11 protein-coding genes are annotated in these 12,196 nt (G+C 67.8%); 4 read left to right on the forward strand and 7 right to left on the reverse strand.

Annotated elements, in window-relative coordinates; genetic code table 11:
* Positions 1-2: 2 nt before the first annotated feature.
* From ACE37B_RS12370 to ACE37B_RS12400, 7 genes are all read right to left on the reverse strand, one after another.
* Complete coding sequence (locus ACE37B_RS12370) at positions 3-2,873, reverse strand: BTAD domain-containing putative transcriptional regulator (protein WP_409923619.1); 2,871 nt, start codon at positions 2,871-2,873, stop codon at positions 3-5.
* Between the two features lie 126 nt (positions 2,874-2,999).
* The gene (locus ACE37B_RS12375; RefSeq protein WP_409923620.1) at positions 3,000-4,757 is read right to left on the reverse strand and encodes a hypothetical protein; all 1,758 of its coding nucleotides are present in this window, start codon (positions 4,755-4,757) and stop codon (positions 3,000-3,002) included.
* 358 nt (positions 4,758-5,115) lie between these two features.
* Positions 5,116-5,295: a hypothetical protein gene (locus ACE37B_RS12380; protein ID WP_409923621.1), complete on the reverse strand. Its 180-nt coding sequence runs from the start codon at positions 5,293-5,295 to the stop codon at positions 5,116-5,118.
* Between the two features lie 40 nt (positions 5,296-5,335).
* Positions 5,336-5,914: a hypothetical protein gene (locus ACE37B_RS12385; protein WP_409923622.1), complete on the reverse strand. Its 579-nt coding sequence runs from the start codon at positions 5,912-5,914 to the stop codon at positions 5,336-5,338.
* Positions 5,907-6,197: a YciI family protein gene (locus tag ACE37B_RS12390; protein WP_409923623.1), complete on the reverse strand. Its 291-nt coding sequence runs from the start codon at positions 6,195-6,197 to the stop codon at positions 5,907-5,909. Before ACE37B_RS12390 ends, ACE37B_RS12385 begins: the two co-directional genes overlap by 8 nt.
* Before the next feature lie 27 nt (positions 6,198-6,224).
* On the reverse strand, positions 6,225-7,547 hold the full coding sequence (locus ACE37B_RS12395; RefSeq protein ID WP_409923624.1) for a flavin-dependent oxidoreductase: 1,323 nt from the start codon (positions 7,545-7,547) through the stop codon (positions 6,225-6,227).
* 70 nt (positions 7,548-7,617) lie between these two features.
* Positions 7,618-8,061, reverse strand: coding sequence for a DUF3291 domain-containing protein (locus ACE37B_RS12400; RefSeq protein ID WP_409923625.1), 444 nt, complete (start codon positions 8,059-8,061; stop codon positions 7,618-7,620).
* Positions 8,062-8,232: 171 nt separating this feature from the next.
* On the opposite strand from ACE37B_RS12400, the gene ACE37B_RS12405 reads away from it, so the two are divergent.
* The 4 genes from ACE37B_RS12405 to ACE37B_RS12420 all read left to right on the forward strand — a co-directional run bounded on the left by ACE37B_RS12405 (position 8,233) and on the right by ACE37B_RS12420 (position 12,140).
* A complete protein-coding gene (locus ACE37B_RS12405) occupies positions 8,233-8,919 on the forward strand; it encodes a hypothetical protein (RefSeq protein WP_409923626.1) in 687 nt (228 codons plus the stop codon).
* A gap of 208 nt (positions 8,920-9,127) precedes the next feature.
* A complete protein-coding gene (locus tag ACE37B_RS12410; protein WP_409923627.1) occupies positions 9,128-10,369 on the forward strand; it encodes an APC family permease in 1,242 nt (413 codons plus the stop codon).
* Between the two features lie 94 nt (positions 10,370-10,463).
* Positions 10,464-11,123: a sulfotransferase family protein gene (locus tag ACE37B_RS12415; protein WP_409923628.1), complete on the forward strand. Its 660-nt coding sequence runs from the start codon at positions 10,464-10,466 to the stop codon at positions 11,121-11,123.
* A 432-nt stretch (positions 11,124-11,555) separates the two neighbouring features.
* Positions 11,556-12,140, forward strand: a complete 585-nt coding sequence (locus ACE37B_RS12420; protein WP_409923629.1) for a DUF4389 domain-containing protein — start codon at positions 11,556-11,558, stop codon at positions 12,138-12,140.
* Positions 12,141-12,196: the final 56 nt, after the last annotated feature.

Below are 12,196 nucleotides of genomic sequence, written 5' to 3' on the forward strand. Positions count from 1 at the left end.
GATCACCCTGAGGCCAGGCCCTCGGCGGCCTTTCGTGCCTGGCGTGCCGCAGTGTCCATGTCGAGTTCAGAACCTTCGGCGCGTGCTCGTCGTCTCTCTTCGTCGGTCAATTGCGAGCCGACCCACTCGGGGAGTCTCGGGTCGCGGGTCAGGCGAGAGTAGGGGACCGTCCCCGATGCGGTCACGCCCGTCCACAGCTTCTCGGACGTGTATGGATCGGTACGCGCCATGGCGAGCAGCACGGCGATCATCTCGACCCCGTGCCAGATCCAGAACGGCGACCTCCCCTTCGCGAAGCGCTCGATCATCTCGACAGCGAGCGGCGACGCGCTGAGCGGGTCGCCGTCGAAGCAGTGCTGGATCGCCATGAAGCCTTGGCCGCCCGCGATGGTGTGCTCGTTGTTCGAGGTGAGGGCGATCCGATACAGATCGATCTTGTTCTGGCGAGCTTCGGCCCCGTGCTTGTCGTGGAGCACGTAGGCAGAGTGGAACGATCGTGCGAAGACCCGCAGCGTCGGATTGCCGAACCGGTCGGCGAAGTCGACGTCTGGGCGTTCCTTGTCTTGGATCGCTGCGTACACCTGCAGCGACTCGTCGCCGCACGCCTCGGCCGCGTCACCCAGCAGCGTGATCCAGCGGCTCGAGGCGGGATCGTTCAACGATCGGATGGCGTAGCTGGTGGCGGCGACGGCCGGGTCGGTCTCGGCACCGTCGAGCTGATCGAGGAGCGCATCGCACGTGTCGCTCTGCTTGTGATGCGCGTAGTACGCCGCAGCCGACAGCGCGATTCCTGGGGCCTGGGCCGGGTCGATCTCGAGCTCGCGCATGGCGCGCAGCGCCCAGTCTCCCGGTTCGACGAACCCACCGACCGGGCTGGAGACCGCGATCTCGCGCATCACCCGGTCGAGCAATTCGACATCTCCACGATCGATCGCGTCGAGCGCCATCGCACGGACGTGCGCCAGGTCGGCGCGCAGACGATCCCACCACACCGCTTCGTCGCGCCCACGCAGCCCGCGGGCAGCTTCGATCGCGAACGCCGCGAAGTGATCCGAGTAGCGCTGATGGGCCGACGAACTCGCTCGACCCGCAAGATGTTGACGGATCGGTTCGAGTACGTGGAAGCGAGCGCGCCCGTGATCTCGGCTCACGAGATGGTGTTCGACGAGTTCACCGAGGTCGGAGACGATGTCCCCGGCACCGCGTCCAGGGGTGCCGAGGACCGCCTCGGCGGTGTCGAGATCGAAGTCGCTCACGAACACCGTCGAGCGGTACAAGGTGTCGCGCACCTCCGGTGCGAGTTGTCCGAGGGACCAATCGAGTGCGGCACCCAGGTCGGCGTGGCGCCGCTGGGACCCGACTGCAGCCGCATCTCTCGACGAGTGGAGCAACTCTGGCTGTTCGGACAGCCTGGCCACGATCTCCTGGGGCGTGAGTGCCCGGGTCCGTGCTGCGGCGAGTTCGAGTGCGAGCGGATAGTTGTCGAGTGCGGCGCACAACTCGGCGCACGCTTCATCGGCGAACGGGCCGGCGCCGGTTTCGGCGATCCTGGCGGCGAGCAGCTTCCGGGCGCCCGCATCGGTCAGGCGATCGACCGTCACGACCGACTCGGAGGCAAGGCCGAGCCGGACACGGCTCGCTGCCACCACCACGGTCGTCGGCGCCACGGCGAGGAGCGCATCGACGAAGTTGGCGGCAGCGACTGCCACGTGCTCGCAGTTGTCGAGCACGACGAGCGCGCAACGCTGTGCGAGGTAGCTGGCAACGGTGTCGGTGAACGACACGCCTGGCTGCTGGCCCAACCCCATCGCCGATGCGGTTGCCACCGCCACGTCGGCGGAACCCTCCGAGAGCGGAGCGAGATCGACGAGCCACACACCATCGGTGAAGCGGCCGTCGGCGATGCACTGTCGAGCGACAGCAGCGACACAGCGACTCTTGCCGATCCCCCCGGCCCCCACCGCGGTGACGACGCGCCCGGGGCGAAGCGCCTCGATGATCGTCGTGATCTCCGCGCGCTCGACCAGCTCGTTCGGTTCCGGTCGGAGGTTGTCGGTTGCCAGGGTGACCTCGGCGACCGGCGGAACACCTCTCGAGGTCGTCGGGTGCCCGAGCAGCTGCTCGTCCTGTTCGAGAATCTGACGGTGTAGCGAACGCAGCTCAGGGCCTGGTTCCACGCCGAGTTCCTCGACGAGCAGTCGACGAGCACGACGGTAGGCCGCGAGCGCCTCCGACTGGCGCCCCGACCGATACAACGCAAGCAGCTGTAGGCAACGGATGTCCTCGCGAAACGGATGGTCTGCCGCCAGCGCCTCGGCGTCGGCACAGCACTGCTCGTGCTGGCCCAGTTTCAGCTGCGCATCGAGCAGCATCGTCTGCAGACGCACCCTCGCATCTCGCAATTCGACGAGGCGCCCGCTCACCACGTCGATACCGAGGTCGTCGGCCACGGGATCGCCTCGCCACAGGCTCAACGCTTCCCGCGCCATCGTCACGAACGAACCCGGATCGCGTTCGGCCAACTCCAACGCCGCAGCAACGCGATGTTCGAACTCGGCCACGTCGCACTCGACGTGCGCAGCGCTCAGCCGATAGCCGTGCTCCGACGTCTGCAGCTCGAAGGACGGGCCCAGTGCGCTGCGCAACCGAGAGATGTGGACCTGGATCGCGTTGCGAGCGCTCTTCGGGGGGTGTTCGCCCCACACCGCCTCGATCAGCGTGTCGACTCTCACCGTCGTGTCGAGGTGATGTGCGAGCGTCACCAGAATCGCTTGCGGACGCAGCCCGCCAACGCTCACCGAGTCGTCGCCACGTCGGACGACGAGCGGGCCGAGCACTCCGATGCCGATCGTGCCGTCGCCGCTGCCCTCCACCTCGCAAGTCTCGCGCACGCTCGTCCGACTCGGACCCGGTGGCGTCGATGGGTGACGACCAGCGCTGCCCGACGATGCGAGCGTCGCACCGTCGGGCAGCGGCCTGGCCCACGTATCGGTTCGAGTTCAGCGCTCGAAGCGGTACAGGCTGTTCACGCCATCGTCGGAGACATAGATCGCTCCGTCGGGTCCGATCGCCACGCTCGACAGTGCACCGTTGGGCAAGAAGCCTTCGATCGGGATCGCCGAGAAATCGAGCCCGGTGATCACCGGTGAGATCTCGCCGGAGGCCAGGTCGATCGCGATGACCTGCTGGGCTCCGGTCTCCACCACCAGCAGTCGATCACCGTCGATCGCAATGCCTTCGGGCTGCGCCAAGCCTTCGACCACCACGTTCGCACCTCCGTCGTCGACGGCCCACACGTTGCCGGTCGCCCAGTCGCTGACGTAGAGGGTCGTTCCATCCGAGGCGAGGCCTGTCGGAATGGCGAGGTCGGCGAGCAGGACATCGTCGAGATCGTCGACGTTGACGACGTTGCCGCCACCGGCCTGTGCGGCCACGATTCGATCACCGTGGCGGATCGCGTTGACCGGGAAGACCACCGTTCGCACGTCTTGGAGGATTTCCCCCGTGGCAGGATCCATCAGCTGGATGGATCCGGAGAACGTGTTCGACAAGATCAGGTTGTCGCCGTCGGCGGACACCGACGCGGCGCCGGCGAAACCGGTCCCGGGCTCGGCGAACGCGTCGTAGAACGACGTGGTCACTTCACCGTCGGCGTCGTAGCCGCGCAGCACGAAGAGCTCGGCGAGCCAGACGGTGCCGTCGGGCGTGACCGCCACGCCGCCGGGGAGGCCGATGCCGAGTTCGCCGAGTTCGGTCACGCCGTCGTCGTCGATTCGGATGATCTGGTTGTCGTTGCCGGCGATGACGAACAGGCGGTCGTCGGTGTCGAACGACATGTTGTCGATGGTGCCGTCGATGTCGAGCAGCATCTCACGGTCGCCGCTTGCGAGATCCAGCTTGAATACCTGTCCTTCCTCGAGGTCGACCACGTGTGGTTCGCCCGCCGAGTCGAACTTCACGGCCGAGGAGATGCCGAAACCCGACGCGACGACCTCGGGAGCGATCGGGACCGCGTCGACGTCGATGCGCAACACGTCGCCGGTGAAGAACGACGGCGCATAGAGCGCACCGTCGGGTCCGAAGTCGAATGCGTTGAGGCCGGCCAAGGTCTCGTCGAGCGGGATCGGGTCGGCGTCGAGCATCGGGTCGATCTCGTAGAGACCGTCGCCGAGGAAGATGCGCGCGACGAACAGGCGACCGTCGTCGGACATGGTGATCGGGTTCACGCCGGGTCCGACCATCTGCTTCTTGAACTCGCCGTCGGGGGTGATCATGCCGACGTTGCCGGCGAGCAGATCGGTCCAGTACACGGTTCCGTCGTCGGTGACGAACACGTCGTCGGGTCCGTTCACGCCGCGTTCGGGTCCGATCCGGTCGAGGATCTCGCCGGTCTCGGGGTCGTGCACGGTGATCTCGTTGCCGCCGACGCTGGCCACGTACACGTTGCCGTCGAGGGGTGACACGCTCACACCGTTGAGCGAACTGGTGTCGGCGGGTCGACCGACGAGCGTGGCGAGCGACACGTCGAACGGTTCCTCCGGCGGGGGTGGCGGCTCGGTCGTCGTGGTGTCGGGAGCCTCGGTGGTCGTCGTTTCCGGCGCTTCCGTCGTCTCCGGAGCTTCCGTCGTCTCGGGGGCGTCGGTGGCCGGCGGCTCCGTGGTGGCCGCTTCGGATGACGCGGGCTCGGTGTCGGCGGGCTCATCGGCCGCGTCGTCGCTGGCGCACGCGGCGCCCACCAACGCGAACGCCGTGGCCATCGCGACCCAGCGTCGACGGTGGGTTCTCCGGAATCGACGAGTTCGAGGCTCGGAGCGGCTGTCTACGAGGTGTTCGGTGTTCACGGATGCTCTCCTGTCCGGTGGGTTCGGACCCGCTGGGTCCGGTTGCTGAACGCCGTCATCGCAGAGCGGGAGACGACACCGATCACGGTGAAGCAACCCACTTACATCTCGCTTACAGCTGCCTGTGAATCACTCGCCATCACGATGTCGGCGGCCAGTGGGGACGGCGCGATGGCGGACGACAGAACCTGCCCGGTCACCGCCAGGTCACCACGCTCGGCCTGCGGAGCTGCCGCGTCGACGCGCACCGCGCGCCAGCGTTCGAGCGGTGGCGTCAGGCGCAGTCGGTGAGTCGCCGGCGCTTGGCTTCGTACTCGTCGCCGCTGAGCATGTCGGCCTGGCGCAGCGCGGTGATCGCCTGGATCAGGACTTCGATTTCGAGGTCACGCTCATACGCGAACGCGTCGGGCCGGTCGACCGAAACGCGGATGGGGGCGTCGGTGGGAGCATGCACGCACGCGTATCGGCAGGCCGCCCCATGGTCTTAACCGAGATCAGTTCGTCGATCGTGCGGCCACGCAGATGGCGTTGTCGCACGTCGCAGATCGGCAGGGCCGACGGGCTCGGTGACGGCGAGTGCGCTCGTTCGCGAAGCCTTCGACGCACTCCTCGCGAGGGCAGTCGTGCGCCCCACACGCCAGGCCGACCCGGTGCCGCTCGGCCTGTCGACGAGACATCCACTCCGGGTCGCCCGAGACCGAGCGCGAGACCGGGCGCGAGGCCGCCCCAGGGCCCGACTCCGGCGCCACGAGCACGTCGACGTCAGCAGCTGATGTCGCAGCAGCGGCCTCGCGGCCGGCGACGCACACCTCGAGTGTGCACCTCCTCCGGCCGCACGGCTGCCCCTTCTCGTGCGCGCGGGCTTGAGCGGCGGCGATGCGTTGCTGCTTCTTCAGTCGACGTTGCTCGACGAGCGGTGCGCACACGACGCAGCCCCGCTTCTTGCAGATCCGCCCGCGATCGTGGGCGATCTCCTGCAAGCTCCGTGGCGGGAGCGGTTCGTCGGGCGTTGCGTCCGCGCGACGGCGCGGCTCGTCGCGCTCGGCGGATCGGAAGTCTGGCGAATCACCCATGGTGCGGTCGAGTATCGCTGACGATTCCCGCGAACTCGGTGATGGAGACGTGCTCGAACAGCCCGGCCACGAGGTAGGGATCGTCCGCGAGCTCGGCGGTCGCGGTCTCGATGTCGGGTGCTTCGAAGATGATCAACGTTCCGCACGCGTCACCATTGCGGTCGAGCAGCGGACCGCCGAACAGGTTGTTCCGGGCCGACTGGAACTCGAGGTGCGCGGCGCGGGTCGTTGCGCGGAGATCCCCCGAGTTCGGACGGTCGATGGCGTGGAAGACGACGAGCATGAAGCAGATCCCTTCGGTGAATCGAGGTCAGACGACCTGGTCGTACCCGCGGCCAACTCGGGCAGCGGCGGCGATCGTTGACGGCGAAGAGTTGAGCGTCTCCATCGCGAAGCCGGCGGCGGCCTTGTAGCTCGACATGTACCGCTCGATCTCGTCGCGCTCGATCACGTCGTCGATGTCGTCGAAGAAGCCGTCGGATCGTTCGTCGACCAGTCCGAGGATGCCGATCGGCCCGTGGCCACGGTTGCGCAGCACCAACGCCGACATCGGCTCCAGCAGGTCCGACTCGTACGCGCGGAGCGCATCGACACCGACGCCGTGCTCGACGAACTTCGCGCCGATCACCCTGGCGTCGACGATGGCCTGGCTCGCACCGTTCGAGCCGACCGGATACATCACGTGGGCGGCGTCGCCGAGCAGACAGACCCGACCGTCGACCCACCGGTCGACGGGGTCGCGATCGACCATCGGAAACTCCCACACCGCCGGCGCACCCTCGACGAGCGACCGGATGTCGAGCCACTCGAAGGTCCAGTCGTCGAACGCCGGAAGGAAGGTGTTGGTGTCGACTTGCTTGTTCCAGTCGCTGCCGGCGAGCCCGGCGCCGGTGTCGACGGTGAGCTCTGCGATCCAGTTCTGGAGCTGCAATCCGGTGTTCGGATCGGGCGACGAGATCGGGTAGTGGACGAATCGTTGGTCGAGCGTGCCGATGAGCGTGAAGGACGAGCCGGTGCGAACCGGCGGGCCGGGGGTGGCACCTCGCCAGAGGATCTGGCCGCCCCACTGCGGTGGCGGCTGATCGGGATGCATCTGGTTGCGCACCGCCGAGTGCAGGCCATCGGCCGCCAACAGCAACGACCCGGTGACCTCGGTGACACCTCCGTCTCGGGTGTCGACCCGGACAACGACCGCGTCGCGGTCGTTGCGATAGCCGACCACGCGATGCCCCGAGCGGACCGCGTCGGGGCCGAGGCGTTCGACGACAGCGCGGTGGAGCAGCATCTGGAGTTGGCCTCGGTGCACGGAGTACTGGGGCCACCGGTACCCGGCGGCTCGACCGCGGGGTTCGGCCCAGACGTCCCTCCCACCACGAGCGACGAGCGCCCACTCGCTGGTCTCCACCCCGATCGAAGCGAGTTCGTCGCCGAGACCGAGGTCGAACAGTTCCCGCACGGCGTTCGGCTGCAGGTTGATACCAACGCCCAGCGGGGCGAGTGAGCGCACCGACTCCAACACGACGGCCGACACCCCGATCTGGTGGCACGTGAGCGCCATGGTCAGACCGGCGATGCCACCACCCGCGATCACCACCGGTGCGCCCGCCGCCGAGTCCGTCGCCAGGCCGGTCACGGCCCGCACCGTGCGTCGACTCGCTCGGACCTGATCGTCACGGCCGCTACTGGGGTGCGAGACATCGGTGTCACGTCGCGGCTCGGAACGGGAACACGTCGTCGCTCGGGCCGTACTCGCGAAGGTGCTCGATGCGGTCCAGTGCCTCGGCGACGCTCGGAATGTGGCCTACAGGAATCCACCAGCACACGCTCACCGGGCCGTCGGGTCGCTCGAACCATTCACGGCGGCGACGCAGGTAGGCGCTGTGCCCCGACCGTGTGACGAAGTGTTGGAGCGAGGCGAGGTCTTCCCACACCGACAGGTTCACGATGAACAGGTCGTCGTCGACACCGGTCTCCACGCCCGTCGCACCCTCGCCGTCGTCGTCGGCCAGCCGCCAGACGAAGCCGGGCGTCGCGTCGGCCAGCGCGTTGATCGGCCCGAGCGCCGCCATGAACTCGGCCACCTCGGGCGAGTCGACGCCCGCGACGAGCCGACCGACGTTGCACTGTGCAAGGTGCCGCTCGACCACGGGGGCGAGTCTGCCATGTCGAGCGAGATCACCGGCGGCTGATCGGCAAAGGGCGACCGGCCAGCTCGGCGGAACAGCGAGACGCAGTGCCGGCCACCGGTTCGCTCGACCGAGCCCCCGATGCCGTCTCGATGACGTCTCGATGACGCCCCGTCATCTACAACGCCCACCATGCGCCAACTTCGTCAGCGAGCCGCTACATCCCGCAGACTCCGGGGTGCTCTCACCATCGGGGCCGCTGCACTCCTCGTCGCCAGCTGTGCCGGGGCCGAACCAACGGAAGGTGGCTCGACGCAAGCGTCCAGCGATACGACAGCCCCGGCAACTGCGGCGACCACCGCCACGACCGCGGTGCCGCGCGATGCGACGCCGGCTCCGTCCACCACCCAGCCCGTCGATGTCGCGACGACACTGGCATCCGCGCCCACCTCCACCGCAGCACCATCGACGACATCATCGACGGCATCATCGACGCCCGTCCCCACCATGGTGATCGGTCGCGACGACAACGGCGACGACATCACGATCGAATTCGAGATCTCGGAAGCGTGCGGAACCACGTTCCACACGTCGCTCGATGCGGAATCCCCGAGCTTCATCCGGTGGGTCTTCCAGGCACCCGGGCTCGAACCTGGTACCGAGGTCCAACTCACCGGCTCGGATGGCTTCATCCAGTTCACCAAGGTCCTCGACGACCGAACGATCGTCACGGAACAGGGAATCTCCAGCTACGGCGACTACGCGTTCCCATCCGTCGAGTGGAAAGAGGGCAGCGGCTCGACCGCCACCATCTCTCCCGACGGGAACCACACCGTCGACGACCGTGAGGGGGAGCCGTCGCTCACGTGCCGGTCATAGAACGCGACCTCGGATGAGTGCGACGCTGCATCGTGCGCACGGGGCAATCGCTCGCGGCGAAACACCCCGGGATCGTCGGCGCGTCGACGCCTGCGGTGTCGTTGCGTTCACAGCGGCAATCGCCCGCGGTGCCGCGTGACGGGGGCGAGCGAGAGCGCTCCGCCTGATCCGAGTTGCGAGGAGGGCGAGGTCGACCGATGATGTGGCCGTGACGTCGAGCGGACCCTTGGAACGCCGACTCGGTGTCGGAGACGCCGTCGTCATCGGCGCCGGCTCGATGATCGGCGCCGGGGTGTTCGCCGCCTGGGCCCCCGCTGCCGACGCCGCGGGCACGGGGTTGATCATCGGGCTGGTCATCGCCGGAGTGGTCGCGTTCTGCAACGCTGCGTCCTCTGCGCAGCTCGCGGCGATCCATCCGGAGTCGGGCGGCACGTACGTCTACGGACGCCGCCAGCTCGGACCGTTCTGGGGGCATCTGGCGGGCTGGGGCTTCGTCGTCGGCAAGACGGCGTCGTGCGCTGCCATGGCGTTGACCGTGGGCGCCTACCTGTGGCCCGACAACGACCGCATCGTGGCCGTCGCTGCCGTGGTCGTCATCACCGCGGTCAACATCGGCGGGTTGTCGCGCACCGTCGCGGTCACCAGAGTGCTGCTCGTCGTTTCCGTCGCTGCGTTGGTCGCGGTGGTGGTCGGCGGCTGGTCGAGCCCGGACGCGAGCCTCGACCGGCTCACACCCTTCGACGGCGATGCGTACGGCGTGCTGCAGTCGGCGGGCTTCCTCTTCTTCGCGTTCGCCGGGTACGCGCGAATCGCGACCCTCGGCGAAGAGGTCAAAGACCCCGCGGTCACGATCCCGCGGGCGATTCCTCGAGCGCTCGCTGCGGTGTTGGCGGTGTACCTCGTGGTCGGGGTCACCGCGCTCGCCGTCGTCCCCACCTCGGCGCTCGGTGCAACGTCGGCACCGCTGCAGCTCGTGATCGAGTCGGGACGCCTCGATGCGCTCTCCCCCGTCGTCGACATCGGTGCCGGTATCGCAGCGCTCGGCGTCTTGCTCAACCTCATCCCTGGCGTGTCACGAACGACGCTGGCGATGGCACGAGAACGCGAGCTCCCGACGTGGTTCGCCCACGTCGACACGAACCGATCGCTCCCCCTGCGCGCCGAACTGACCGTTGCCGCCGTCGTGATCGCGCTCGTCGCGGTACTCGATCTGCGCAGCGCGATCGGCATCTCGGGCGTCGCCGTACTGACGTACTACGCGATCACCAACGCGGCGGCGCTGACGCTGCGACCCGAACAGCGACGGTGGCCGTTGCCCATCGCCGTCGTCGGTCTGATCGGCTGTGTCGTACTGGTCGCAGCACTGCCGCCGATGGCGATCGCGACCGGCTCCGTCACCTTGGCGATCGGTGTGATTGCCAGGATGTCGTTGCGCACCAACCGAGGATGACCTCGTCGATCGACCGGATCAACTCGCTCACCGGTTCGAGGCGAGCCGCACCGAACCCGATGCTCGACACTGCGACGGGGAGTAGGTTTCGCTCATGGTTCGCGTGATCGGGGCCGGACTCGGACGCACGGGTACGGCATCACTCAAGTTGGCGCTCGAGACGTTGCTGGGCGGACCCTGCTACCACATGTTCGAGTTGCTCCAGCGCCGCGACGACGCTGCGACCTGGGCCGCGGCGCTGTCGGGGGAACCGGTCGACTGGCCGACGTTTCTCGACGGCTGGACGGCGGTCGTCGACTTCCCTGCGTGCGCCGCCGTCGACGAACTCGCAGCGGCGTTCCCCGACGCGAAGGTGCTGCTCTCCACGCGAGATCCCGAGTCGTGGTGGGACAGCGCCGATCGCACCATCTTGCAGTTCGAGCGTCGTCGGGTCGACGGCTCCGCTTCCGGCGACATGGGGGCGGCGATGCTCGGCCGGGTCGGGATCGACCCGCACGATCGCGACGTGAGCATCGCAGCATTCGTCGCTCACGAACGACGAATCCGAGAGACCTTCGGCCCCGAGCGCCTGATCGAGTGGCGGTCAGGTGACGGATGGGAACCGCTGTGCGACGGACTCGGGCTCGCCGAGCCTGACGAGCCGTTCCCACACAGCAACTCCTCGGCATCGTTCTTCGACGAGGTCGAGGCCGCGCTTCGCGGCGAGGTGCGTCGCAACGCCGAGCCACCGCTTGCGTACCGGCGAACCGACTGAGCCGCTGCCCGCGGCGGTCTCAGCGGCCGGGATCGCCAGCGACGACTCGACCCGTCGGTTCGTGGTCGCGGGCGCAACGATCGCGTTCGGGCACGCCGGCGAGCGCCTGCTCGATGTGGGCTCCGCAGCCGACCCACGTCGGCTTCTGACATTCGCTGCACGTCACGCGTCGACACATACCCCTACAGATACCCGCTCCATGGTCGCGTAGCTACCGCTACGCCCCTCGACGGCCAGACTTCGCACCCCGACCGCGCGGCGACACGGCGAAGAGAGGCCCGTGTGGACGTCCCGACCGAGGGGCGGCTGCGGTCGAGCGTCGCCGGTTGCGCTCGGCGACTGACCGACGCCGTCACGACCACCCTGCACGGCGTTGTACCGTGACGCTGGTTTCATCAGCGCAGCTGCGCACTACCGAAAAGGGCACCCGTCATGCAACAAGTCGAAGTCACCATTCCCTACGTCGAGTCACGCAACCGCGGCACGGTGGCGGTTCGCCTGATCCTGGCGATCCCCCACATACTGCTCACCGGCATCTGGCAGTACGCGGTGCAGATCGCATCGGTCGTCCAGTGGTTCATCATCTTGTTCACCGGCAAGCGAAACGAAGGCATCTGGAACTTCACCAATCGTTGGTTGGCCTACGCGAGCCGCACGTACAACTACCTCGGTCTGATGTTCGACGAGTATCCCGGTTTCATCGACGACCAGGGCAAGACGCCGGTGGTGTATTCCTCGGCCTACTCCTCCGAGGCGAACCGTCTCACCAACGCACTGCGCCTCTTCTGGGCGATCCCGGCCGTGATCATCATGATGCTGCTCGCCACCGCCGGCTACGTCCTGACGATCATCTGCTGGTTCGCGATCGTCATCACCGGCTCGATGCCGCGCGGGATGTTCGACTTCCTCCTCAAGGCCCACCGCTACGCCATCCAGGCCAACGCATACACGACGCTGATGACCGACACGTACCCGAAGTACGGCGACGCACCGGCCGGTCTCGTCACCACGGCCTGATCTCCGAGCGGTCCGCGGCGACATCGGCGGCCCAGCGCGACCGCACATCGAGCATC

Origin of the sequence: Ilumatobacter sp., assembly GCF_046290335.1 — a bacterium.
Classification (GTDB): domain Bacteria; phylum Actinomycetota; class Acidimicrobiia; order Acidimicrobiales; family Ilumatobacteraceae; genus Ilumatobacter_A.

Bases quoted from the DNA above. Each gene is read 5' to 3' on its own strand.
- ACE37B_RS12385 (WP_409923622.1), bottom strand. From the start codon at position 5,914: ATGGGTGATTCGCCAGACTTCCGATCCGCCGAGCGCGACGAGCCGCGC.
- ACE37B_RS12420 (WP_409923629.1), top strand. From the start codon at position 11,556: ATGCAACAAGTCGAAGTCACCATTCCCTACGTCGAGTCACGCAACCGC.
- ACE37B_RS12415 (WP_409923628.1), top strand. From the start codon at position 10,464: ATGGTTCGCGTGATCGGGGCCGGACTCGGACGCACGGGTACGGCATCA.
- ACE37B_RS12375 (WP_409923620.1), bottom strand. From the start codon at position 4,757: ATGGCCACGGCGTTCGCGTTGGTGGGCGCCGCGTGCGCCAGCGACGAC.
- ACE37B_RS12405 (WP_409923626.1), top strand. From the start codon at position 8,233: ATGCGCCAACTTCGTCAGCGAGCCGCTACATCCCGCAGACTCCGGGGT.
- ACE37B_RS12390 (WP_409923623.1), bottom strand. From the start codon at position 6,197: ATGCTCGTCGTCTTCCACGCCATCGACCGTCCGAACTCGGGGGATCTC.